At 59.5% G+C, this 25,680-nt stretch carries 15 protein-coding genes; 6 read left to right on the forward strand and 9 right to left on the reverse strand.

Annotated elements, in window-relative coordinates:
- Positions 1 to 23: 23 nt before the first annotated feature.
- Positions 24 to 1,640, reverse strand: a complete 1,617-nt coding sequence (locus ACMLHZ_RS00715) for an extracellular solute-binding protein (protein ID WP_418665900.1) — start codon at positions 1,638 to 1,640, stop codon at positions 24 to 26.
- A gap of 204 nt (positions 1,641 to 1,844) precedes the next feature.
- Between ACMLHZ_RS00715 and ACMLHZ_RS00720 the strand changes: the two genes are divergently transcribed.
- From ACMLHZ_RS00720 to ACMLHZ_RS00730, 3 genes are read left to right on the forward strand one after another with little or no spacing between them, the layout of a single operon-like run.
- The gene (locus ACMLHZ_RS00720; protein WP_418665901.1) at positions 1,845 to 3,731 is read left to right on the forward strand and encodes a hypothetical protein; all 1,887 of its coding nucleotides are present in this window, start codon (positions 1,845 to 1,847) and stop codon (positions 3,729 to 3,731) included.
- Positions 3,728 to 5,596 (forward strand): family 20 glycosylhydrolase, encoded by a 1,869-nt coding sequence (locus tag ACMLHZ_RS00725; RefSeq protein ID WP_418665902.1) that lies wholly within the window; start codon positions 3,728 to 3,730, stop codon positions 5,594 to 5,596. The genes ACMLHZ_RS00720 and ACMLHZ_RS00725 overlap by 4 nt, the downstream gene beginning before the upstream one ends.
- Positions 5,597 to 5,607: 11 nt before the next feature.
- Entirely contained in the window at positions 5,608 to 8,148 is a 2,541-nt protein-coding gene (locus tag ACMLHZ_RS00730) for a glycoside hydrolase family 3 C-terminal domain-containing protein (protein ID WP_418665903.1), read from the forward strand.
- A 126-nt stretch (positions 8,149 to 8,274) separates the two neighbouring features.
- On the opposite strand, the gene ACMLHZ_RS00735 is transcribed toward ACMLHZ_RS00730, so the two are convergent.
- The 8 genes from ACMLHZ_RS00735 to ACMLHZ_RS00770 form a co-directional block, all read right to left on the reverse strand.
- Positions 8,275 to 10,158: a beta-N-acetylhexosaminidase gene (locus tag ACMLHZ_RS00735; protein WP_418665904.1), complete on the reverse strand. Its 1,884-nt coding sequence runs from the start codon at positions 10,156 to 10,158 to the stop codon at positions 8,275 to 8,277.
- A gap of 14 nt (positions 10,159 to 10,172) precedes the next feature.
- Positions 10,173 to 11,594, reverse strand: coding sequence for a serine hydrolase domain-containing protein (locus tag ACMLHZ_RS00740; protein WP_418665905.1), 1,422 nt, complete (start codon positions 11,592 to 11,594; stop codon positions 10,173 to 10,175).
- Between the two features lie 176 nt (positions 11,595 to 11,770).
- Complete coding sequence (locus ACMLHZ_RS00745; RefSeq protein ID WP_418665906.1) at positions 11,771 to 12,631, reverse strand: carbohydrate ABC transporter permease; 861 nt, start codon at positions 12,629 to 12,631, stop codon at positions 11,771 to 11,773.
- A gap of 16 nt (positions 12,632 to 12,647) precedes the next feature.
- The gene (locus tag ACMLHZ_RS00750) at positions 12,648 to 13,598 is read right to left on the reverse strand and encodes a carbohydrate ABC transporter permease (RefSeq protein ID WP_418665907.1); all 951 of its coding nucleotides are present in this window, start codon (positions 13,596 to 13,598) and stop codon (positions 12,648 to 12,650) included.
- A gap of 220 nt (positions 13,599 to 13,818) precedes the next feature.
- Positions 13,819 to 15,153: an extracellular solute-binding protein gene (locus ACMLHZ_RS00755; RefSeq protein WP_418665908.1), complete on the reverse strand. Its 1,335-nt coding sequence runs from the start codon at positions 15,151 to 15,153 to the stop codon at positions 13,819 to 13,821.
- Positions 15,154 to 15,552: 399 nt separating this feature from the next.
- Complete coding sequence (locus ACMLHZ_RS00760) at positions 15,553 to 18,582, reverse strand: DUF4855 domain-containing protein (RefSeq protein WP_418665909.1); 3,030 nt, start codon at positions 18,580 to 18,582, stop codon at positions 15,553 to 15,555.
- Positions 18,583 to 18,787: 205 nt separating this feature from the next.
- The gene (locus tag ACMLHZ_RS00765) at positions 18,788 to 20,077 is read right to left on the reverse strand and encodes a Gfo/Idh/MocA family protein (protein WP_418665910.1); all 1,290 of its coding nucleotides are present in this window, start codon (positions 20,075 to 20,077) and stop codon (positions 18,788 to 18,790) included.
- Positions 20,078 to 20,408: 331 nt separating this feature from the next.
- A complete protein-coding gene (locus tag ACMLHZ_RS00770) occupies positions 20,409 to 22,331 on the reverse strand; it encodes a sensor histidine kinase (protein ID WP_418665911.1) in 1,923 nt (640 codons plus the stop codon).
- 158 nt (positions 22,332 to 22,489) lie between these two features.
- Here ACMLHZ_RS00770 and ACMLHZ_RS00775 point away from each other — a divergent pair, with 158 nt between their 5' ends.
- From ACMLHZ_RS00775 to ACMLHZ_RS00785, 3 genes are all read left to right on the forward strand, one after another.
- Positions 22,490 to 23,212, forward strand: coding sequence for a LytR/AlgR family response regulator transcription factor (locus tag ACMLHZ_RS00775; protein ID WP_418665912.1), 723 nt, complete (start codon positions 22,490 to 22,492; stop codon positions 23,210 to 23,212).
- 382 nt (positions 23,213 to 23,594) lie between these two features.
- Complete coding sequence (locus tag ACMLHZ_RS00780) at positions 23,595 to 24,653, forward strand: tyrosine-type recombinase/integrase (protein WP_418665913.1); 1,059 nt, start codon at positions 23,595 to 23,597, stop codon at positions 24,651 to 24,653.
- Between the two features lie 148 nt (positions 24,654 to 24,801).
- Positions 24,802 to 25,680: signal peptidase I (locus tag ACMLHZ_RS00785; protein WP_418665914.1), on the forward strand; the 879-nt coding region annotated here is incomplete at its 3' end.

The following is a 25,680-nucleotide window of genomic DNA, read 5'->3' on the forward strand; positions in this document are numbered from 1 at the left end:
TTTATCCTGCGCCCACGGCCTTGTCACGGCATTTTTTCCAGATACCGGTCGTAACGGGCCTGCGCGATCCCCATCAGCTCTGTCAGTCCCAGTTGATCCAGCTTCTCCACCTCTTTTTCCAGCTCAGACAGCGGGATCTGCCCCAGGGTAAGCTTCCATGCAAGCTCTTGGGAAGCAATGTCCAGGTTTTCCTGCAGCTCGTTGATCCGCGCCGATTCTTCGCTGGTTGGCAGCGCAAGGAAATTGTTGATCTGATCCGGGTAGGTCTTTTCGTAACCGACCAGTGCCAGGGCGACGTTGCGCTTTTCCGCATCACAGGTATCGCTGCCGGTCCCCATGTTCACATATTGCACACGGGGCAAAACGCCATTCCACAAAATCGCCCCCTCGGCAATGCGCTGTTTTTTCAGCACATCGAAAGTGAGGTTGGGCAGGGGCTTTATCTCGCCCTTTTCGTAAACAAAGTTGATTCCCTCCTGCCCATACGTTGTGAGAATGCTGTATTCTTCAGAACAGATAAGGTCCAAAAGGCGCGCAACCGCTTTAAGGTCTGTGCATGCCCGCGTAACGACATACCGTTCCCACACCATATCGCCCGGTTCGCTCATTGCCGCAGGTTGAACGCCCGGCACGGCCGGCAGCGGCATTAAAGGCACATACCGCGCCTCGGGTGCCACCGGCTGTACCGCGGCGTCGTTCCACATTGCGTCGGGGTAATCCCAGATAGCCGATATCTTGTTTTGTGCCCGCTTTTGTTCCAGCAGATCATAGTTTCCTGCCACATCGGGGTCAAGGATGCCCTCGTTCACAAGGCCGTTCAGATATGCAAAATAATCCTTCACATAAGGGCTCTTCCATGGGCTCGCGATTCTCTGGTTTTGCGGATCCAGCCCAATGGTCCCGGTGGGCAGATCAAACCATTGTGCGATGGCTGTTCGGAACGAGCCCGGGTCAATAAACAATATCTCATCTTTTTCCTGGTTCCCGTTGGCGTCTTTTTCCCGGAAGGCCCGCAGCATTTCCGTAAACTCTTCCAGCGTTTCCGGTTCGGGAATGCCCAATTGATCCGCCCAATCGCGCCGGTACTGAATGGAAAAGCTGCCGTTCGCATTTGGGTTTCCATTATAAAATTTATTCTGCATGTTGCAGAACCAATAGATATTTCCATCCTCCGCCGTGGTGAGCGGGCGCACAGTGGGAAACAATTTATCAAACGCTTCCCGCGCGGGGCCTGCCGAATATTCTTCCACGATCTTGTTGATGGGCAGAATAACCCCCTGCTTTGCCAGCTCCAAAAGGGCCGCATCGTCCATGGTGTGGGCCTTTGCAATATCCGGCAGATTTTTGTCTGAGGCAAGGCGCGTCTGCAGCATCATGGGATATTTTTCTGTGGGGATCACCTCCCACTCAATTTCCAGGTCTGCCTGGGCCAGAAGCCCCTGCAATTTTTGAAAAGCGCTGTATTCCTCCACCTCATTCCAGTTGTTGCAGGGCACCCACCCCTCTGTTCCCAGTATCTTAAGGTGGCTCATCCGCTGCCCCTCCGGCGCCTCCTCCGCGGGCCCCCTGCCGCATCCTGCCAGCGGCAGGGCCGCAATGCAGCCCGCAAGAACGAGCGCTGCAAGTTTGGTTTTTTTCATAGCGTCCTCCTTTGATTCTTCTCTTCGCCCGCATTCTTTTGGGCCTGCATCTTTTTTTATCCGGCCCAAAACAACGCGAAAAAATTGTGTTTTACGGCGCGCAAAATTTCCATTTCAAGCATTTTTTCCATTTTATTGACTTCCGCTTCCCCCTGTCTATAATGAAGCTAACACTGAGTGGCTTCATGCCGGAGAGGAAAACATATGCCCATTTCTATTGCTGTGCTCACCCGGGACCAAAACGATCTGTTGTCCCTGCTGCAAAATTGCAGTGCGGTAAACGTTACAGTGTTTGCGCCCGACGCGCTTATCCCTCATTGCCTGGATAAGTTTGATTGCGCCTGCGTGTTGGGCGGCACCCAAACCGAACCCTTGGTTCTTTCTGTGGGCTGCCGAGAAATCGTGGAGGATTTTTCAGCCTCCGGAAAGAGAGTGTTTTTTGAATACACCCTCAGCTTTTGCCAGAACTACTGCATGCCGCCCCAGTCCACGCGTTTTCTGCGCTTGGTCTGCGCAGACAGCACGCTGGCCGGGCTGCCAGAGGGCACCCTGCTGGACGATCAGTGCAACCTGCACGCCGCTCCCTATTATTCCTGTAACCTGGCAAAGCCCCTTTTGGTGTACAAAAAAGGCTTGTCTGAGCACTCCCGGCAGCTGCTTTCCACCCAGGACCTCGCGGATCACCAGCAGTACGGTCTGTGGCTCGAAACCCCCACCGTGGCTGTCTGTTCGTTCTGTCTGTGCAATTTTGTCCGCGCGCGTTTTGCCCCCGTCGGTGCATGGCGCCGCGTGATCGCCGCCCTGCTCACCTGGCTGTGCGGCGCCGAAATCGCCCTGCCCACAGCCGGCTGCTCCTATTATAGCACGGATCGGCCGGGCAGTATAAACGACGCGGCGGCCGCGGCCATTGGCTGGTTCGAGCGCTCCGGCGTCCTGCTGAACGAGGGCCGCGAAGGCGTGCTGGAGGGGCTTGCCACCGAGATTCTGCCAAACGGCGTGCAAAAAAGCGCCACCCCCATTCGGACCGACTGCGCCGGCGAAACCGCCCTCGCCTATTTCTTCCATCACCTCGCCACCGGCAGCGAAACAAGCCTGCGGCGCGCCGATGCCCTGGAAGCCTTTGTCTATGACAAGATGCAGATCAAAACAGGCCGCTTTGCCGGCATGTTGCGCTGGACCAACATCGCCTGGGAGGTGTGCTACCAGGACGATATGGCCCGCGCCATGTTTATCACATTGTTCAAGGCGTTTTACGGCAAGAGCCGGGAATATCTGCCCCAGTGCCATGCAGCTCTTGAATTTTTAATGAACACCACCGGTCCCGACGGCCTGCGCCCGGCGCGGACCGACAACCTGAACATGACCGAACAGGACTTTGCCGGCCTTTCGGCAAAGGACGGGGCGTTCCCCTGCGCCCACTACAACGCGTTTTACCTTGCCTGCCTGTTATTGTACGGCAAGATGGAAAACGACGCCCGCTGCCTGGCGGTGGGCGAACGGGGGATGCGCTCACTCATGAAGGCTTACCCCGGCACGGTGCGCGAACAAAGCGAAACGCAGGAGCTGTGCCGCCTGCTTCTGCCGCTTTCCTGGCTTTACCATGCCACCGGCCGCGAGGACGACAAGCAGCTTTTGTACACCGTTGTAAACGATCTGGAAAAGATGCGCCATTCCTCCGGCGCTTACCTTGAATGGGACAGCGACTACTCCGCCGCATGCAGCAAGCAGGAGGGCGGCGAGTGTTCCCTTTTAAGCCGGAACGGCGATCCCGTGGCCGATCTTCTTTACAGCAACAACTGGGTGCCGCTGGGGCTGATGCAGGCCTATTTTGTAACAGGCGACGAAACCTTTTTCACCCTGTTCCGCGCCCACGCGGACTTTTTGATCCATTCTCAAATTCACAGCGCCGACCCCCGCATCGACGGCGCCTGGGCACGGGGCTTTGATGTGAATCTGATGGAAGTGTACGGCCTGCCCAACGACGTGGGCTGGGGCCCCTGGGCCATCGAGAGCGGCTGGACCGTTGCCGAAATCGCCGCCGGCCTTTACAGCGGCTTGCTCAAAGAACAGCTGAAAGGATTTTATCAATGAAGATCGTTCGGGTTTGGCCCTGCGGCCTGCCGCAGGAACTGCAGGCCGGCTTCGCGGAAATGACCGCTCACGAGGGCTTTGTCTGCGCAGAAAACGGCATTCGCATTACCGCGCACCGGGCCCTGCAGTTTTCCGCCCGGTGCCAGGACCGCTGCCTCACGGTGGGTTACCAAAATATCGTTCAGTTTTTTCGCGCCCTGTCTTATTTAAAGGGAAATGGATCCGCCCCTTTTTTCGTCGACCGCCAGCCGGTTTTCAGCGAAAACGGCGTCATGCTGGACTGTTCCCGCAACGCCGTTCTTGCCCCGCACTCGGTCTGCCTGCTGCTGCGCAAAATGGCATTGATGGGGCTCAATACCGCCATGCTCTATACCGAGGATACATACGAGATTCCCGGGCAGCCCTATTTTGGATATCTGCGCGGCGCGTACACCGCACAGGAGCTCCGCGCACTGGACGCTTACGCCGCCTGCCTGGGCATCGAGCTCATCCCCTGCATCCAGACCCTTGCCCACCTTGAGCGGGCGCTGCACTGGCCTCAGAACGACCCCGCCCTGCGCGACACCGAGGACATTTTAATGGTGGGCGAAGAAAAGGTCTACGCCCTCATTGAGCAGATGATCCGGGCAGTGAGCGGCGCGTTCCGCACAAAGCGCATCCACATCGGCATGGACGAAGCCTGGTCGCTGGGGCTGGGCAATTACCGCTTTAAAAACGGTTTTGTCCCCTCTGCCCGGCTGATGAAAGAGCATCTTGCACAGGTGTGCGCCATCACACAGAAATACGGGCTGCAGCCCATGATGTGGAGCGACATGTACCTGCGGGCCGCTTCCCCCACGGGCGAGTATTACCACGTGCCCGACCGCCTGCCGCAAGAGGTGCTGAATGCCGCCTCCCCCGGCGTGGCCCTGGTCTACTGGGACTATTATCACCAGGACCCCGCCGTGTACCGCCGGCTGCTTGAAGTGCATGCACAGTTTGCCTGCCCCACCATCTTTGCGGGCGGCCTCTGGACCTGGACCGGCCCCGCGCCCGCAATGGGCAAGATGCGCAGCAGCAGCCTTCCCGCGCTGCAGGAATGCCGGGCCCGGGGCGTGCGCTCGGTCTTCGCCACCGCCTGGGGCGACAACGGCGGCGAGGCAAACCTTTTGACCGCTCTTTACGGAATGCAGTTTTACGCTGAATACGATTACACCGGCTGCACCGACGAACCCGTGCTGGCCGCCCGTTTCACTGCCTGCACCGGGGAGATTGCCGATGCCTTTTTCCAGCTGTCGGCCTTTAACACCCCACCCGGTGTCCTGCCCAAAACCGAAGACCCCGTGAACGCCGCAAAATTCCTGCTGTATGAGGACCCCCTGCTGCCCCTGTTTGCCGCCGACACGGCCGGAATGGACTTTGTCCGGCATTATCGTGATCTGGAAACGCTGTATGCCTCGTTTTCCAGCCAGGATTCCGTGTTTGAAGCTCTGTACCGCTTTTATGAGCAGCTCGCCCGCCTGCTGGCGCTGAAGAGCGCCTGGCGCAGCCAGGCCCCCCTCGCCCAAAAAGCAAGCGCCGCTGCCGCCGGGCTGGCACTGCTTGCCCAGCAATGTGCCCGCCAGTGCCTCGATTGCAAGCTGGCCTGGGAACTTGCCTGGGAAAAGACCAACAAGCCCTTTGGCTTTGAGATCATTGATCTGCGCCTTTCCGGCCTGAAGGGCCGCTTTGAAACCGCCGCCCGCCAGATGCAGCGTCTTGCAGCGGGCGAGATCGAACGCATTGAAACTCTCGCCTGCCCAAAGTTGCGCTATCTGACCAATCAGGAGGGCCGGTTTTCCGGCTGCTATTCCTGGGGCGAGTGCATCTCTGCCTGCCGTATTTAAAAGGAGATTCCATGCAACAGTTTTTTCAGACCGCCCCCTTAACAGGCTTTCCCGACCCCGCGCCCCGCAGCTACGAGGCGCGGCACGCCGCACTGGCCCGCCGGGCCGCCGCCGAGGGCATAGTCCTGTTGAAAAACGAGAAAAACGCGCTGCCGCTTGCCCCGGGCTGCCGCGTCGCGCTGTATGGCATGGGCGCCTTGCATACCGTCAAGGGCGGCACCGGCTCGGGCGACGTGAACGCGCGGGCGAGCGTGAGCATCTGCAGCGGCCTGCGCGCGGCCTCACTCACCATTGCCAACGAGGCCTGGCTCGAGCGCTGCGAAGCTATCTATGCAAAAGCCCGCGCCGGCTGGCGGGCCCTCATCTGGAACAAGCTTGAAACAAAACAGCAGCCCCACTTTTTTGCCTCTTATGTGAACACCCCTTTTGAAATGCCCCCCTGCCCCCCGCCCGAGTTCTGTGAGTGCGACGCCGTGTTTTATGTGCTCAGCCGCACCGCGGGCGAGGGCGCGGACCGCCGGCTCCGGCCGGGCGACTACCTGCTCTGCGCCGCCGAGCGCCGTGATCTCGAGCAGCTGTGCGCGCTTTATTCTTCGGTGATTCTTGTGCTGAACACCGGGGGGATTCTCGATCTCTCTTTTCTGGACGAAATGCCCCGGATCCGGGCGGTCCTGCTCCTTTCCCAGCCGGGGATGGAGGGCGGCCACGCCTTTGCCGACGTAGTGCTGGGCAAGGTATCGCCCTGCGGCAGGCTCACCGATACCTGGCCGCTGCTGCCGCAGGACCACATCTGCATGCGCCCGGAAAACCGCAGTGCCGTCTGTGCCGGAGCCGTACCCTACCGCGAGGGCATCTATGTGGGGTATCGCTATTTTGATACCTTTGGCGTCCCCGTGCGCTACGGCTTTGGGCATGGCCTTTCTTATACAGAGTTCACGGTGGAAACGCAGAGCATCTCCCTGTGCCCTTCGCCCCAGGCCAGCGCAGAGCTCACCGTGACCGTGCGCAACACGGGCGCGCGATATTCCGCGCGCCAGGTGGTTCAGGTCTACGCCACCTGCCCGCTGGGCGGGCTTCACAAAGAAGCCCGGCGGCTGGTCTGCTACGGCAAGACCCGCACCCTCGCCCCGCAAAGCGCCCAGTCCCTCACGCTGCGCTTTCCCCTTGAGCGCTTGGCCTCTTATGATGCAGCGGGGGGCGGAAAAACGCTTTGCGCCGGGAATTATCATTTGTGGGTGGGCGCCTCGCTGGCCGGGGCGCGGCACATCGGCGCGCTTTCCCTGGGCCAGCCGGTGCTGGTGGAAAAGCTTGATCGCCTGTGGCCCGAATTTGACGGTGTGGACACGCTCTTTCCCAGCGCTGAACGCTGCGCCGCCTGGCGCCAATCGCTGGACGAAGCCCTCCTCGCGCGGGCGCTTCCGGTGATCCGGGTGGACCCCTGTGTCTTTTCCGAAACGCCAAAAATGCCTCACACGGAACCGGGCCCTGGCGCTCTGCAGCGTGCCGGGGCAATCGCCGCGGCCCTTTCGGATGAGCAGCTCATCCGCCTTTGCGTGGGGCAGTGGAGCCGCGAAACCGAAAGCCAGCTTGGCGCCGCCGGTGTAAGCGTTCCGGGTTCCGCCGGCGAAACCAGCGCCGCCGCCGGGGATGCGGGCGTGCCGCCCATGGTCCTGGCCGACGGCCCCGCCGGGCTGCGCCTGAACAAGGTCTATTTCGAAAAGAACGGCGTTCCCATCATTGCCCCGCTGGAGCAATGTTTTGAGGGCGGTTACCTGGCCCTCTCCGAATACGACCCCGGCGGTACCCGGCGCTACCAGTATTGCACCGCTTTCCCCATCGGCACGCTGCTGGCCCAAACATGGGATACCGCGCTGCTGGGCGAAGTGGGCAGGGCGGTGGGCCGCGAGATGGAGCTGTTCCGCGTAAGCCTGTGGCTGGCGCCCGGCATGAACATTCACCGGGACCCTTTGTGTGGGCGCAATTTCGAATACTTTTCCGAAGATCCCCTCCTTTCCGGCCTCACCGCGGCGGCCGTTGCCGGGGGCGTGCAGTCCTGCCCCGGCCGCGGCGTGACCATCAAACATTTTGCGTGCAACAATCAGGAACAGCTTCGCACCGAATCCAACAGCATCGTAAGCGAGCGCGCCCTGCGTGAAATTTACCTGCGCGGTTTCGAGATTGCCGTTAAAGCTGCCCAGCCCATGGCCATCATGACCGGCTACAACCTTGTAAACGGCGTCCATGCGGCAAACAGCCGTGCCCTGTGCACCCACATCGCGCGGGAGGAATGGCGCTTCAGCGGCCTGTTCATGACCGATTGGGACTCTACCTCCAGCCTGCGCTGCACCCCCGAGGGCTGCATCCTTGCGGGCAATGACCTTATGATGCCCGGCAGCCGCCGTGAGTGCGCGGCCCTTGCCAGCGCCCTGGAATCCGGCGCGCTTTCCCGTGCCGCGCTGCGCCGGTGCGCCGCCAATGTGATTTGCGCCGCACTGTGTTCGGGCGCTGCACCGGGCGGTTCCCGCCATGCGCATGGCCCCGCCGGGCAATGACCGGCGGTTCAGGGCCTTCCATTTTATTTCAAAAAGTCCGGGGCTGGCATTTCACACCTTGCCGGCCCCGGTTTTTATTTTCAAAGGCCCCTCCCCCTTCCCCCTTGTTTTTCCGGCGGGCCGCCGCTAAACATCGATCTTGCAGGCCGAAACAATCTCCCCCACGGCGTAGCTGCCCATCAGCGCGCCCCCGGCTGTTCGGGTATAGGGCAGCACCCGCTCCAAAAGCTCGGGCGGGGCCTCGCCTCCCTCCACCCATGCCTGCACACGGGTGCAGGCGGTTTCCATGCGGGCGCAAACGGCGCCCATGCGCCCGTCGATCACCTCAAAGCCAAAGGGCTTGTTGGTGCTGTTCCACAGCTCCCTCCAGGTCGCGCGCAGCCGCTTGGCCCGGGCTTCGGCCTCCCGCAGCCGCTCGGTCATTCGCTGCGCCGTTTGCTTATCCCCTCCGCGCACCGCGGGGCCGATCCTTTCATGCCACTCGCATTTGCATGCCAAAACCCCCGCCAGCTGCCGGTAGAACTCAAAAAGCGGTTTGTATGTTTCGCTCGCCTGGGCATACGCGGCATACTCCCTTTCCAGGGCCGCAAAATGCTCCCCCATGGCGATGCCCTGGGTATCGCCTTCGTAAAGCTGCACCAGCGGGTCCTGGTAGAGCATAAATTTTACCGTGTTTACCGGCCGCATGGGGCCGCTGCGCATCCCCGGCGCCGTGTTGAACGCGCTCAGCCGCAGGAACGCCCGGGCGTCTGCTCCGCAGCACACCTCAAAACGCCGCGCAAGGCGTGTTGCGTCGTAATTCCCGCCATAATTGAACTCGGCATAGAGCTGCATTCCAAGCAGCGCCGTTTGCAGGTTGGCCTCCGCGCCATTATCGCCCCATGCCGTTGCCAGCACCAGCGGAACGCCCGCCTCTTTTGCGGCCTCCAGGCCGGGCACGGCACAGGCAAGCGTTTTGTCGTAATCGGCGGCCGGGCCGGCCCAGGTCCATATTCCCCCGGCAAAGGCTGTGGGCGCCCCCAGCGCCCGGTGCTTTTTGAACATCTGCGCATAGTCGGCCTTGTCCTCGTGGAAATAATCCCAATACACCAGCGTTACGCCTTTTACCACCGCGTCCATGCTCTTTTGCGAGGGCATTCCGCTGTCATAATAGTCACCCGTGGGCGAATCGGGGCGGAAATACATGTCGCTCCACATCATGGCATTCAGCCCCAGCCGGTCGGTGATCGCTTTGACCCGCTCAAGATGGCGGCGGATGATCGCGTGCGGGTCCTCGTACCCAAAGCGGGCGAGATGCGTGCCAAGGCCAACGCCGTCGGCCTCGTCCATGCCAATGTGGATGCGTCTGGAGTGGTAAGGGGCCGCTGCCGCGGCAATGGCTTTTTCCAAAAAGGCATAGGTGTGCTCATCGTCGGCCAGAATGACCTCTTCGTTCTCTTTCAGATGCGCCAGCGCGGGCCAGTGCAGCGCCCGGTTCAGGTGGCCCAGGGTCTGAATGCAGGGGCACAGCTCTATGCCCAGCGCAGCGGCATAATCGTCCAGCTCCTTCAGCTCGGCAATGGAATAGCGGCCGCGCATCCAGCCAAAATACGGCTGCTCCGGGATCTCGTAGGTATCCTCGGTGTACATCATACCCAGATCCATGCCCATCAGCGCCATTCTTTCCAGCATCGTCTTAAGGCTCTCCGGGCGCAGCACCGCATTGCGCGAAACATCCAGCATCATGCCAAGCGTTTCAAAGCAGGGCTTTTCTTCCACGCGGAACTCCGTTTCGTTCCAGCGCTCGCACAAAATGGAAAATGCACGGTACAGCTGCACCGGTTTTTCCCAGCGCAAAAAAATGCCCTGTGCCGATTTTTTTACCAAAAGCCCGTTTTCCCCCTGTTCAATCTGCACCCGCTCGCCCCGCTCCGTGCGCACAAAGCCCAAATGCCTTGCCACGGCCTCAAACGCCTCACCGAACCTGGGCGGCAACGCGCCGCAGGGAAAAATACTTTTCTCCTGTTGCATAAACATTTCTCCTGTCACTGTGTATTTGTCCGCTTTTTCTCAGCGTTTTTATAAACGGCGTTCCACGCCCTGGCGCCGCCCATGGCTCCCGCCAGGGTGTCAATGTTCATTGCAAGGCCGTTTTCGGTGCGCCGGATGCTCCACCGCAAAAGATGCGGGGTGTTTCGGGTGCGGCATTCCAGCACCCAAGCGCCCTTTTCCCGGTGGCACGCCACCGCCATTTCCAGCAGGGTGTTTTCGTGGCGCGGCATCTGCCGGAACAAAAGCGGGCGGAATTCCTTTGCCCAAAACCGGTTCTCTGTCCACCCGCCCTCCCGGGCCTCAATGGTCTGAAAGCGCTGTGCGTCGCAGATGAAAAGCTGCCACGCGTCGCTTTGCGCCCTAAGCCGCACCCAAGAAAAGCCCATGGGGTTTTCCTCGCAGCGCAGCCAGCCGCTGTCCCATGCTTCTCCCTGATCGCCGCGCTGCGGAAGGTACTCCAGGGGCAGGCCGCCGCCCCGCCCCACCGTCTTATATTCCTCCAGCAGGGCCCACACGGCGTTTAGCTCGGCGCTCATGTCGCCGCTTTCTGCCATAAGGCAAACCACCGTTTCCCGCTCGGGCAAAACAGCGCACAGCTGGCCGAACGCACCATCCGCGCGGTAGCCACCGGCACTGTTTTGCCAAAAGTGAAAGCCATAGCCCGCACACCAGTCCGGCGTGCCGTTGTCCGGGGTCCCGGTCTGCCGGGCAGTTGCCATCTCCACCCACTCTTCCGAGAGCAGGCGCCGGCCTTGCCACATCCCTTTTTGGCAATACAGCAGGCCCAGCTTTGCCACATCGTCGCAGGAGGCTTTAAGGCCTGTTCCGCCCTGGCAGCTGCCGTCGGCACAGCCCTCCCACCAGATATTGCCGATCTCCATGTGGCAAAACAGTTCCTGTGCCAGCAGTTCGGCCGCCGTCCGCCCCGTGGCGCGGCGCACAAGCTCTGCCAGCACACAGCTCGCACCGGTGCTGTAAACAAACCGTTCCCCCGGCTCGTACGCCAGGTCCGTTTCAAAGAAGGCCCGCACCGGATCCTGCGCATGCGCCATACCGGCCATGGGGCATGCCGCGTGCCCGGTGGTCATGGTAAGCAGATGCCGTACCCGCACCCGCCGCCAGCGCTCATCGTACTGGCAGGCAACATGCTGCGGGAAATAGCGGCTCAGAAGGTCCTCGGGGTCAACAAGGCCCCTGTCGTACGCAAGCCCCACCGCCGTTGCGGTAAAGCTTTTGCTCAACGAATAAGCCTCTCTTTTGTCCCCGCAGCGATAGGGCTCAACGCCCCAGCGCACAAGGCAGTTTCCCCTTTCAAAAATTTCCATGGCGTGCAGCTGTGTCCGCCCCTCTTTTAAGCGGTTTACAAACCGCTCAAGTGCCACCGTGCTCACGCCCGGATCGATCCATCGTTCCATTTGCACCTGTCCTTTTTATTTTATTGGCGGCCCCCTGCGGGGCGTTTTGCCCCCGCCGCCGTTCTTTCCAGCGCCGTTTCTGCGTGTTCTCCCTCCCGAAAGCCGCGCTGTGCCTAGACCAAAAAGCCCCGCGTACGGCGAGGCTTTTTGAAAGCGTCTGTTCAGGAAAACTCATTTTATTTCAAACCCGAGGTTGTGGAAATGCCGCCCAGGATCTGCTTTTGCGCAAGAAAGAAAATAACCACAAGCGGCAGCGTAAACAGAGCGCTTGCCGCCATGAGCAGATCCCATTCGTTCTGCGTTCCGGTAAGGAACATCTGCAAACCGATCGACAGGGTGTATTTGCTGCTGTCCTGCAAAAACAGCAGGGGGCCGTTCAAATCGTTCCAGCAGCCCATAAAAATCAAAACGGTAATGGTTGTTAAAACCGGCTTGCACATGGGGTACACAATGGTGTACAAAATGCGCACCTCGCCCGCGCCGTCAATGCGGGCCGCCTCAATCACGCTGTTGGGCAGCCCTTTGATAAACTGGCGCATCAAATAGATGTAGTACGCCCAGCCGAAAAACGCCGGCAGGGTAAGGGGAATAAAGGTGTTTACCAGGCCCAATTTGCTCCATGTCGCAAACATGGGGATCTGGGTGACCTGCCAGGGGATCATCATGGTTGCCAGAATGATGGGGAAAATGTATTTGGGGCCTTTCCAGGGCACCTTGGTCAGGGAATAGGCGATCATGGGCGCCGCAAACAGTTCCCCCAGCACCGGTATCACCGAAACGATCAGGGTGTTCACAATGTAATCGTTCAGCGGCATGCGCTTGAAAATCTTTATAAAGTTTTCCCAGTGCACGGGATCGGGGATCCACTGCGGCGGATTCAGAAAAATCGCATTGGGAGATTTCAGGGCCGTGGTCACCATCCAGTAGAACGGCATAAAAAAGACAAATGCAAAAAACGCTAAAACAAGGTATGTAATTGCCTTTTTTGTGTTCTTGATCAATCGGGGAGAAAAAAGGCCGCATTTTTTTGTCTGCATCGATCCTGTCCCTCCTTTATTCCACATCATAGTTCACTCGTTTTTCCATCACGCGCAAAGCAAAGAAAGAAACGAGCATAACAATCACAAACAGGATCAAAGCCATTGCGCTGGCGTACCCCATCTTCAGGTAGCTGAAGCCCTGCTGATACAGGTACAGCGAATAGAACAGCATGGAATTGCGGGGGCCGCCCGGTGTGAGCACATTCGACTGCGAAACGCTGCCGAACACAAACGCCTGCGTAAAATATTGAAACGAGCTGATCAGCCCCATGATGGTGGTAAACTGAATGGTCGGCGAAATATAGGGAATTGTGATCTTCCAAAACTTTGTCCACCCGTTGGCTCCGTCCAGATCCGCCGCCTCGTAAAAGGTGTCGGGAACGCTTTGCAGCGCCGCCAAAAAAATAATCATCGTGCCGCCGCAGCGCCACATATCCATCATAATCAGCGACAGCTTGGTAAACCGCGGGTCGCTCAGCCATGCGGGGCCCTCAATGCCAATCGCGTGCAGCGCAACGTTCAAAATACCGTATTCCGGGTTCAAAACCCACATGAACAACATCGCGCTGGCCACAATTGGCACAACGGTGGGCAAATAGAACATGGTGCGGAAAATGGGCAGCCCTTTCACCTTTTGATGCAAAAGCAGCGCCAGGCCCAGCGAAGCCGCAAGGGTCAGCGGCAGGCCGATCACCGTGATGTATGCCGTGTTCAGCAGGGATTTCCAGATCAGCTTATCTCCAAAAAGCTCCTTGTAGTTTTCCAGGCCGATCCATTTGGGTGCGGTGAAAACGCTGTAATCCGTAAAGCTGTAATAAATTGCCGAGCAGATCGGGAAAACGTTAAACACAAGAAAGCCGATCAGCCAGGGGGAAACGAACAGCATTCCAAGCCAGAAGAAACGGCGTTCCCGCTTGGTGGCCCTGGGTTTTATATGAGGTTTTTTTGCAGCCGACAGTTTCAAGGATAAAGCCTCCTTTTTGTGATGCGTGTTTTTCTTTTCGAGGCACATCTAAAACGCGCGCAGCCTTTTATTGATTTGCAATGCGTCGCGGCCCAAAACAGCCCGCTTGCCCTTTTTACAAATCAACAAAAACTGCGCCCGAACCCCTTGTGGAAACAGCAGGGGCCGACTGGAAATTTGCCGGCCCCTGCGATCACGCTCCACGTTCAAAACAGCATTCTTACTTTATAACGGCTTCTACTTGCTCCTGAATATTTTTTGCCGCGTCCTCAACGCTCACATTGCCCATCATGGCCTCGGTCATCTCAGCGCTGATAATGTTCAGGTATTCGCCGATGTAGCTCAGCATGGGGAAGTGCGTCAGGTTATCGTTCAGCAAGGTTTTGGCATTCTGCTTGGTGTAATCGCCCACATCCAGGTTGTCGATCAGGTGGTTCAGCGCGCTCCTGCGGGGCATAAAATTGCCGTTGTTGTGCTCGCCTTCCGCCATGTACTTCATGTTCTCTTCACCGGTCAGGGAAGCCAGCACCTTCCAGGTGGCCTCGGCGTTTTTGGTGCGGGCGTTCACTTCCCACACGCCGCAGGTCAGCATCTGCGCGCCCTTGCCGTCCGCCGGGTAGGGCATGGGGGCCATTGCCCAGTCGATGCCCTTGCCGTTTTCCACCATTGCCGCCAGGCCCGAGTCAGGCAGCCAGCGCATTGCAACCTTGTCTTTAAACAGGGGATCTTCGGAGGTGCCGCCCGCGCCGAAGGAATCCACAAAGCGGCGGACCTTTTCATAGCCGAACTCATCAAAAATGGCGCGCTGGAACTCGTAAGCCGCCAGTTGGCGCTCGTTCACAAAGTCCGGCTTGTCACCGTCCACCCAAGTGCCGCCGAACGCCGCGGGCCACAGAATGGTGTCCAGCCAGTAATAGTCCGGCACAAGGCCCATCTGAACGATGTTGCCCTTGTCGTCAAGCTTGGTGCAGTCGATCGCGCACTGCAGCAGCTCATCGGTATCCTTCGGGAAGTGATCCCAGCCATTCTCCGCCAACAGGTCGGGGCGATACACCATAAAGGTGGTGCTCATGCTGTAGGGCACAGAGAAAATCTTGTCGTTGTAGGTGCACAGGCCCCAGCAGGCGTCCACAAAGTCGCCTTTGTTCCACTCCTCATCGCTGTTCACAAACTCAGTCAGGTCGTACAGCGCGCCCTTATCCGACCAGGTAGCCGCGTTGTTCCAGTAGTTCATAAAGATATCGGGGGTGCTGCCGGAAGCAATGGTTGTCAGGATAACCTCAGGCGATTTTGCGCCCGCAACCTCCACGGTAATGTTGTCGGTGTTTTCCGCATTGAACTTTTCCGCCCAGCGCAGCAGCCGCTGGTGCTCGCTGGTTTCCTCGGTGTCTTCGGGCTTCAAGTGCCACACGGTAACGGTAATGGGGTCTTTCGTGCCCCCCTGCTCCCCGCTTGTTCCCGATGCGTTTGCCGGGGTACTGGAAGCGTTGTTTCCGCATGCGGCCATAGCCAGCGCCATGGCACAGGCAAGGATCATTGCCAGCAATTTTTTCATGATGTTTTCTCCTTTTCTATTTTTCAAGGCACAAGCTCCGGTCGGTGGCCAGCGCCTTAAATTCCACATGCCGCGTTGCACAAATCACGTGTTTGTATGGGTCGCGCGCCCCCTTGCTGCGGGGTGGCGGAACAGTCAACTGTTTTTTCGTTGTGCCGGGCCCAAGAATCACTATACAGGCTGTTTTGGCCAAATACAATCAACAAAATTTTCATTCCGGCAAGCAATTTTTTTGCGCCCGATTTCTCGGTTTTCACCATTTTTGCAGTGTCAAAGGCATTTTTTGCAGGCGCTTTTCAGGGCCTCCAACATACAAAAAAACCGGAGAACGGCCTTGCGGCAATTCTCCGGTTTTTAATCTCCCCGCCATCCGGGGCTGTCCTCTCCCGGCTGTGCGGGTCAGAACCCGCCTCTCACCACCACCTCGTCCAACCCGATCCAGCTCCAGCGGGCGGGCTGCTGAGCCCCGGCGGTTGGGTCGTTGGGGGCGAGCCCCCGCTCAAACACGGCTTTTACCGCATTGGCCCGAACCGCAGCGGGCAGCGCCAGCTCGTAATAACAACTGCTGTCCACGTCGCTCAGCGCCGTTTCAACGGCCTGTTCCTTTGTAACCTCGCCCGCCTTTGTCCAGTTTGCGCCGGCATCGGCAGAGTAGTAGTAAGTCACCTGTTCCGGTGCGGCAATGCCCCAGCTGGTGCGGTCCAAAAAATCAATGCCCAGCACATTCACCGTCACCAGGCTTTCAAACCTGGTTTCAACGGTGTAGGGGCCCGCTGCGGTATCGGCGTGCAGGCCAATGTAATCGGCCGCCCACTCGCCTGTTTGCATCCTGCCGTCTTTCAGCAGGGGATTCGCCTTGCTCTGAAGTTCTGCAAAGGCGGCCTCATTGCCCACCTTCTCGCTGCGCAGCGTCACAGTGCCCAGCGGCGCCAGGGCTTCCGGCGCTGCGGCGGGCGGGCTGCCCTCCAGCACAAGCTCGTCCGCCCCCATCCAGGTCAGCAGCTCGCCGGGCTGGTCTGCCGGCGCATAAGCAAACTCGGCCTTTACATACTGCGCCGTCACCGGCGTGGTGACCTGGAAAACCAGATCCGCCAATCCCTCGGCGGATTCGATCCTTGCCGCCTGCTCCCGCGCAATGGTGGCAAGCGGCTTCCAAACGCTTCCGTCTGCCGAGGTGCTGAACGCTACCTGCCCCGGCGCGCCGATGCCCCAGCTCAGTTCTTCCATCATCCTCAGTTCTATGTTTGTCAGGTTGCTCAGGCCGTTCAGGTCGGCAACAATGGAAACCCGCCCGCCCAGCTCGTTCTTATTCAGCTGCACACAGCCGCTGTTCCAATTGCCGGTCTGCCCGTCGGTAAGAAGCGAAAGATCCAACTGCTCCACCGTCCCCTGGTTCCAGATATGTTCCGCCGCCAGGGTGATTTTGCTGTTTTTGGCAAGGTTCCCGCCGGGCTCTTCCAGATTCGTTTCCCTGCCCTTGAAAAAATCGAACATTGCATCATAAACATAACGGGTGCCCGCTTTATTCCTGCATGTTTCGTAAATGCCGGAAGTGCTCGTATACCAGGCGATCAAGCTGTCATGCTGGTATTGCTTTTTATCCGCCTGCCCTTTCACAAGGTAATCGCGGAAGCTGGCGATGAATTGGTCCGAAATACCGCCAAGCTCCATTTCAACACCCAGGCCGTACTTCTTGCACAAATCCGCGCAGTCGTCCACCCGCTGGCCCGTGGCGTTTGCGTCGAACGCATAGTTGGGTTGCATAATCGCATAATCAAAGCCCAGGTTCTTCCACTCGCGGAAGCCGGGTGCCTGGTAAGAGGGAATCCAGTAAATTTTGCGGGCGGGCGCTAAACTGTGCACATACTCGGTAATGCTTTTAACGGAATCGGCCGCCAGGGGATCCACATCGTAGTCAATGCTCTCGTGGTGCCAGTAAAAGCCGTCCAGCCGCAGGTTCTGGTAGTTCTTTGCATTAAACCGTTCAATCACCGTATCAACATACCATTTAACCGCGGCCAAACGGTCTGCCCCGGCCTGCGCGTAAGAGTTTGTTTGCGATACCTCAAAGTTCAAAGACCGGGTGGTGCCGGGCAGCGCCCCAAAATCGTTTTGGCACAAAATAGGCGCCAGAATGGAGACCTTCACGCCAATTTTGTAGTTGGGGTCGTTTGTTGCAGCCTTCACGGCCGCCGCGGCCGCCTCCAAAGCGTCCAGGTTGCAGGGGTTCCCGTTTTCATCCTTAAAATCGAACAAAAAATCCAGCCACAGCTGCCATTCATTGATGCGGGCGCACATCTGCGCGGCATTGGGGTTCCCCACCATATCGGTGATCGAATACACCACATAGCGTCCGTCGGTGGGGTCTGCGGTGGTGGTATCCGGCAAAAGCAGATGGGGCAAAAAGGTAATGGACTCAAAGAACTTGTCCCGGATCGTTCCCTGTTCATCCAGATAGGCCACGACCGGCAAAATCTGTTCTTCCGTTTTGTGTGTTGTGATAAAGGGCCCGCCCGCTTCCGTCTGCTGGTAGCCCGCATACACCAGGCTCTCGTGCTGAATGCCGCCGGAAAGCGCGGGCGTGGGGTAAGCGTTCACTTTTTCATACTCACTGCCGGGCGCGTCGGGCAGCGGGGCGGCGTCAGCAGCCGGTTGCTCCAGGCCGTTCACCCTCATTTCGTCCATAAAGGCCCAGGTTCCGGTCAGCTCAAAGGCCACCTTAACATAGCGGGCGTTGTAGTTGATTCCCGTAAGGGTAAAATCAAAATTGACCAAAGAGTTTTGGTCGTCGCCCCCGGTGTGTTCGGGGGTTTCGTCCCGGGCCGCGTCAAATCGGCTCACACGGCCCACACGGTTAAAATTCATCCCGTCAGCGGACAGATAGTAGGTAAACACAGCCGGCGCCGAAATGCCGTACATGGGGTGCTCCTGCACATGCATCGATATCTCTTGGATGTTCCGCTCCGCGCCCAGGTCCAAAATAATACCGCGGTCAATGTTGCGGTACGCTTCGTAATACTTCGAGCGCTCTCCCGTGCCGTTCCAATTGCCGTCCAGGATCGCGCCGTTGCCGTATACCCCGTCCGTCAAACGGCAAAGAATAGCTTGCTCTTTATCCCGGATGGATATATCGTTGGTCGCCGGGTCATAATCGGTGCCGGGGCCCTCCATGGTCAGGGTAAAGCGGTCCACCCCGGCTGCCAGGTTTACAAGCGCCTGGCCCGGCTGCGGCGCGGTCAGGGCCTCCGGGGCTCGGCTTTTGCCCTGGGGGGCGGGCGCGGCGGCGCAGGCGCCTTGATCTGTTTGCGCAACGGTGGGCGCGCACGCCCCCCTCTCCCCGCCGTCGTTTTCCAGGGCAAAAACGCCGTAAGGGCAAAGGCATGCCATTGTCAGGCAGCCTGCCAGGAGCATACTGATGATTCTTCGCATGGGTGGTGGTTCCTCCTTTTTTATTCTGTGCCTCCGATCATAGCACAGCATTTCGGCAATTGAAACAAACATTTTTTCCACTTGAAACAAAATACTGTGCAAAAATTGTGAGCCCGCTTTTTGGCGCAAACCCAAACGAAAAACTTCCTGTAAAAAACAAAAAGCTCCTCCAAAGAAATTTCCCTTTTCTTTGGAGAAGCCTTGGTCAGCATTCAGAAAAACGATCCAGCTCTATGCTTGCGCCGCCCGCCAGGCGGGAGGCCTCTGCCGCAAGCGCCATAATATGGCTGTCCACCGAAGCGTCCACATTGGTGAGCGCTTCGCCCTCCGGCTCCCCATCCCGGAACAGGCTGCAAACATATTTCATCATCTTTGCATCGCCGCCGCCATGGCCTGCAAAACGGTCGGTGATGGGGTCCAGGCCGATCGCGCGGTCCGGCTCGCCGAAACGCCGCAGCACCAGCGTGTTTGTGTCCATATTCCCTTCGATCTCCCCCACGGTGCCCATAATTTTAAGGGTGCGGTAGCACCGCCTTGTAAAAGCGCTCATGGTAAACACCGCGGTCGCGCCGCCCTCAAATTCCATGTTCACGGTTTGGTGATCCACCACATCGTTGTCGCAGTGGTAAACGCAGCGGCCATACGCGCCCGTGCGCAGCGCCTGGTAAAGCTTTTCCGCGGTTGGGTCGGCGCACAGCGCCGTAAGCGGCCACTCCCGGTTGCCGCACCCATAGCCGCTCTTTTCGTTGTGCAGGTAGATCTTCTCCGCGTCATAGGGGCAGCTGTCTTTTGCCTTACAGCCGTCCAGGCAGCGCTTTGCGGCGCCCCTGGGGGCATTTTCCCGTTTAAACCAGTCCAGGCCACCGTAAGACGAAACCCGTTTGCAGGGCGCGCCCACAAGCCAGCGGAGAATATCCATGTCGTGGCAGCTTTTTGCAAGGATCATGGGGCTGGCCGCATCGGTGCGGCGCCAGTTGCCCCGCACATAGCTGTGCGCGTAGTGCCAGTAGGCAACATTCTCGGCCGCCTCAATCGCCTCAATGCGGCCAATGGAGCCCCCGGCAAGCAGCTGTTTAACGGTTCCGTAAAACTGCGTATAGCGCAGCACATGGCACACAATAACGGCCCGGTTGGTTTCATGCGCTTTTTCGCGCAGGGCAATGCATTCCCTCAGGCTGGGCGAAATGGGCTTTTCAAGAACCAGATGGTATCCCTTTTCCATGGCGGGAATGGCCTGTTCCACATGCTGGCGATCCTGGGTGGCAACAATCAGCACATCCGCCAGCCTGGGCTGCTGCAAAAGCGCCTCTGCCGTTTCGTAACAGCGCATGGCCGGCACCCCATACTCCTGCTGTGCAATCGCCCGGCGCGCCGGGTCAGGGTCCGCCACCGCAACAATGCTCATTTCGTCGGGGTGTGTTTTTTGATAACTGGAATACGCTTCCATTCCACGGATGCCAAAACCGCAGACGGCAAAGGTAACGGGACGTTTCATTCCGTTCTCCTCCCTTTCTGAAAAACAGATTTTTTGTATGCTCCGTCCAATCCTGGAACAGGGGGGCGGCTTGAACTGGGAGCCTTTGCCCATTATCCACCAAGCCTTTTTTGTTTTCAATATCTTTTTGGCAATTTGCCGCAAGCAATATTTTCACGGCCCGCACAGGGCAAAAAAATTGTTTTAATCCGCCTTTTTCCCGCTTTTCAACTTTAAAAAGGTTCCCGCGCAGGCCTTTTTTCCTGTTTGTGCATTGCTTTTTGTTCCTCTTGCCCTGTGCGCTGCGCCCATCGCGCCCATATATAACAAGCCTTGCATGCCTCGTTTTTTCTCAAACGCTTCCCTTTTTCGCAAACAGGTCGGGCCTGTCTTCCCCTTCCCATGCCTCCTCATCCCTGTCGCGCAGCGGCAGCACCGCCCAAACGCTGAACTGCTCGTCGGAATATTCGACCGCCATGTCCCCGCCGTATTTTTTGACCGCCCGCCGCACCAGCATCAACCCAAGGCCGTGCTCCTGTGCCTGTGGCTTGTCCGAAAGCAGCCTGCCGCCCCGCCGCTTTACCGGGCTCGCCTTGGTGTTGCCGCACCGCAGCCGCAGCGCCGCCCCGCCGTATTCCAAGCCGAACCGGATGCTCCGCCGTTTGCCCGCGGGCAGCTTTTCACAGGCCTCCACCGCGTTTTGAAGCAGGTTCATCAGCAGGCAGCACACATCCTCGTCTTCGCAGGGCAGCTGGGCGGGCAGGCCGCTCAGCTCGGTCTGCAGCTCGATCCCCCGTTTTTCGCACATGGCGGCAAAATCCGTAAGAACCGCGTTCACCAGCGGGTTGGCCGAAAGCGCCCGGGGCGGCGCCGTCTGCTCCAGCAGCTCCCGGAAAACACTCTCGCATTTTTCCGGCCTTCCGCTCTGCCGGTAATACTCAAGCAAAAACAGCTTGTGCCGCACCTCGTGCTGGAATTCGCGGGCCTTCTTCTGGCGCCGTGCCAGCTCGTTGTAATAGTTTTTTTGGCTGCGCAGCAGCCGGCGGGCGGCCTTTTCCCGCTCGGCCGCCTCGATCCCCTCGTGGAACCTGCGCACCCCGTGCGCGCACAGCACCGCCGTCAGGGTCAGCAGCAGCAAAAAACTGCACAGCGAAAACGGGTCCGGCAGCCGCGCGCCTCTGTACGGCCCCCCCAGCCGCTGCGCCGCAAGCGCGCAGCCCAGGCCGGTAAAGGCTGCCGCCAAAGGCAGCGTGAACGGCCGGCCCCTGTAAGCCGAAAGCACAGTGGCCCCCGCAAGATAGATGCAAGCCGCCGGCAGATACAGCTCCAGCCCCTTTTCGCATATCCACAGCAGCCCCCGCGGCAGCGCCGCCCCCTGCAGCGCCGCCGCCCCCACCGGCAAAAGGCCGCTGTAGATCAGCCAGGGGGGTAGCTCGCCGCACAGCTCGCACAAAACGCCCGAGATCCATTGCAGTGCAAAAATCATCACATAGGGCGCCAGCCTTTGAGCCATCACGGCTGCCCCGCTCCCCGGCCACAATGCCAGCAGCACTCCGCCGCCCACCTGGGCCATACAGCCCGCACAGAACAGCCCAAAGGTCACCCCCAGCTCCGGCGCGCGCACCCGCACGCTCACCGCCGGCACCACCACCCCCAGCAGGCCCGCCACGCTGCAAATGGCAACGCACACCGCCAGCCGCGCGCTCAGCAGCGCGTGAACGGCGGCGGGCGTTCCCAGCGCGGGCGGCGCGGCGGTCCGGCCCCTTGGGTCCTTCCCGCCCCCGGTGTAGACCACAATCTCAATGCGGCCGGCCGCTTCAAACCGCACAGCCTGCCCCTCGGCCTGCGGCGGCTGGGCGGCCGGGCCGGCCGCGCCGTTGACCCACACCTCGCTCGCCGCCTCCCCGGGCAGTTCCAGCATATAGGCGGCCGGCTCTTCGCCCGCCCGCAGCACCAGGCGGTAGGTGCCCGCCCGGGTCGTTTCCTCCCGCTCCGGCAAAACAGCACGGGTGAAAAGCGCTTTTTCCTCGGCCCCTTTCTCCGGCGCAAAATCGGCCGGCGTCAGCCGCACGCCGGGGTAAAACTCCCACCCCTCGCACAAAAACACCACCCCGTTCTGCGCCAGCTGTTCCGGGCTCACCTCGTAGCCTCCCGGGGCGGCCGCGGGCCGGGGCAGCCGGTACCGGTTGTCCGCCCGGTCCAGCCAAAACCACCCGGCGGCGCAGGCCAGCGCCGCGCACAGCACCGCCGCCCAGGTTTTTCCTGCTTGTTCCACCCGCTTCCCCCTTTCCACGCGCGGCAATGTGGTATATGATAGGATCGTTCCTTGCCCGCATCTGCGTTCGTTTTTAACCTTAAATATTATAAAATAGCAGCGCTTAAAAAGCCGCAGGGAATGTTTTCCACTTGCATTGTCAGGGAGTGAACCACTGCTTGTACCGCATTGCGATTTGTGACGATGAGCCCGAGGCCCGGTCCGCGATCCGCGGTTTGGCACGGCAGATCCTGCTGGCCGAGGGCCAGGCCTGCGAGATCACCGAATACGCCGCCCCCGAAGCCCTGTTGCAGGCGCTGGGGCAGGGCTCCGGCCTGTGCGACCTCATCCTGTTGGACATCATGTTTCCCGGCCCCGGCCAGGACGGCCTGGCGTTTGCCCGCCGGCTGCGGGAGCTCAGGCTGGGGGTGAGCATCGTTTTGATCTCGGCCAGCCCGGACTACGTGCTGGAGGGCTATGGTGTACAGGCGGTACGGTATCTGTTAAAGCCTCTGGAGCCAGAAAAGCTGCGCGCCGCCCTTCTCTACGACCTTCACAACCACTTTCCCCACCGCGCCCTGACCCTGTTCACAAAAGGGGGGCAGGTCACTGTGCACCAGCAGGACATTCTTTACCTCGAGTCCCACGGGCACTCCACCTGTGTCCATCTGCTGGGCGGCCGGGTCATCCCGGTGGCGCAAAAGCTCTCGGCGCTGGAGATCCTGCTCGACAGCCGGCATTTTTGCAGCTGTCACAAGAGCTTCTGTGTGAACCTGAATCATGCCGCAAGCCTGCGGCGGTACAGCCTGACCCTGCGCGGCGGGGAGATGGTGCCGGTCAGCAAGGCCAAATTCTCCATGTTTCGCGGTGTGTTTATAAAATTTTCCTCGCTTTCCAGTTAGGGCCATTCACAGCTATAGATAAAAAGAGGAAGCCGCTTTGCGGCTTCCTCTTTTTTGATCCTGTCTGTTCCTGAATTTGCTGCTCTCCGGCCTAATTCTGCTGCGGCCCTTTTGGGCTGGCCGGCACGCTTCTATAATATAAAAAGCGGCCGCCAAAGCCGCCTCTGCGCCCCGCTGTGTCGTAAAGTAAGATACTTTACGACGGGCTCGGCACGTTATATTGCATTTTTATGATAGCATGCTTTTTCAGAAAAATCTACATTTTACAGTGTTTTTTTCACATCGGTGGAAAAACAGGCGGTAGAAACGCGGCCCATTTTTACAGATCAGGATTTTTCTGGAAATCAGTGACGCGGCGCGGGGGAAAGGAAGGATCATGTTTTTGCACACAAAAGAATCGGAATTTTCTCCACACGAAAGCTACCCTGCAAACAGCTACGGAGCGTGGCTTATTTATTGGATCGAGAATTTTCGCCAGCCGGGCGATGTGGTAAAAGAGTCGACCTATGTGAATTACCACTATCTTGCCCGCGCCTATATCCTGCCCCGCCTGGGGCGGCTTTCGCTGGATGCGCTGGGCCCGGAACAGCTTCAGGAATTTTTCTTTTTTTTGCGCCGGGCCGGGCGGCGGCAGCGCGAGGGCGGCATTTCGGTAAAGTTTTTACACGACATTTACAGCCTGGTGAACCTGTCGCTTCAGCAGGCGCTGATCTATGGGCGGGCGCGGTGCAACCCCTGCGCCCAGGTGGTGCTGCCCCCTTTAAAGGAAACGCACTCCCGCGTGCTGGACCTGGGCGAGCAATATCGCATCGAGGCCGCGCTGGCCCAGAACAGTGACCCCCGTGCCCTGGCCGTGTGGATCGCGCTGTACGCAGGGCTGCGGGTGGGCGAGGTGTCGGCCCTGACCTGGGGCAGCGTGGATCTGGAACGCCGCTGCCTGTGGGTGACCCAGACCATGATCCGCCTGCAGGTGCCGGGCAACACCGCCGGGGCCCCGAAAACAAAGGTCGTTGTGAGCGCCCCCAAAACCAAAACGGGCAAGCGGCGCATCCCTTTGCCCGAAACGCTGCGGGCGCTTTTGGCGGCCCGCCGAAAAACGCTTGCCCCCGCGCTGGCCCAGCCCGGGTGCTTTGTGGTCTGCCAGCGGAACGGCCGGTATTGGGAGCCCCGGGCGCTGGAACGGTATTTTGAAAAGGTGGCGGCGCAGGCCCAGGTGGAAAGCGCCCACTTCCACTGCCTGCGGCACACCTTCGCCACCCGGTCGTACGAGCTGGGCATGGATCTCAAGACCCTGAGCGAATTGCTGGGGCACGCCCGGCCGGAGACCACCCAAAAGCTTTATGTACACTCGCTGGACGAGCACAAGGCCGCCGCCATCCAGGTGCTGGACCACCTGCCCTGGCGCGAGCGGGGCGCAGTGCCCATCCCAGCCGCCATATAACTTCCCCGCGCCGGGCAGGCAAGCTGCCCGGCGCATTTTTTTGGGGCGTTTTGTCGTAAAGTATCTTACTTTACGACAAAACGGCGACGGGCTGTGTTAGGGCGCACCTGCTGGCGCAAATTTACTCAAGATCAAAGGAGACCGCAACATGTCGAGAGCCGTAAAAACCAGGCAGCGCCTCGCAGCTCCCCCGCAAAAGTTGTTCAACGCCATTGTGGCAGTGCTGGGTGCGGCGCTGACCGTCTTTTTCCTTCCCCTGCTGATCCTTAACACTATTATAGTCGTAAATTCCTATCTTCATCCCGACAAAGTGCCTGATGCGTTCGGTTTCAAGCCCTTTATCGTGCTTTCCGGCTCCATGGAGCCCAATATCATGACCGGCGACCTGGTTATCACCCGCGAGGTGGATCCCGCCGGCCTGCAGGTTGGCGACGTGATCGCGTTCCGCGAGGGGCAGTCGGTCATCACCCACCGCATCATCGAGACCCAGCAGGTCGACGGCCAGCGCCAGTTTGTGACCAAGGGCGACAACAACAACACGCAGGACAGCCGCCTTGTACCCTACAGCGCGGTCGAGGGCAAATACCTCATGCGCATCAGCAGCCTGGGCGATTTCGCCATGTTTTTACAGACCCCGGTGGGCCTGATCCTGTTCGTGGGCGTGCCCCTGATAGGGTTTATTATATACGATATCCTGCGCCGCAAATTCATCGACACCCTCGACACCCAGGAAAACGCCCGCCTTCGGGCCGAGCTGGAGGCCCTGCGCGCGGGCCATGGCTACACCCCCGCGCCTGCCGGTGTCCCCGCGGGCGCTCCCACAGGCGCATGGCCGCAGTCTCCTCAGCAGCAGGCGCAGCGCCCGGCCCCCGCGCCGCAGCCCCAGCGTGACCGCTCGGCCGAGCTGGAAGAGCTTTTGCGCCGCACCGGCGGCAGGCCGGCGGCCCAGCGGCCGGTGGCCCAACCTCCCCAAACAGCTCAGCGGCCCCAGCCACAAACCGCCCAAACGCCCCCGCGCCCCGCGGCC

Origin of the sequence: Allofournierella sp. (assembly GCF_048388525.1) — a bacterium.
Taxonomy (GTDB): domain Bacteria; phylum Bacillota; class Clostridia; order Oscillospirales; family Ruminococcaceae; genus BQOK01.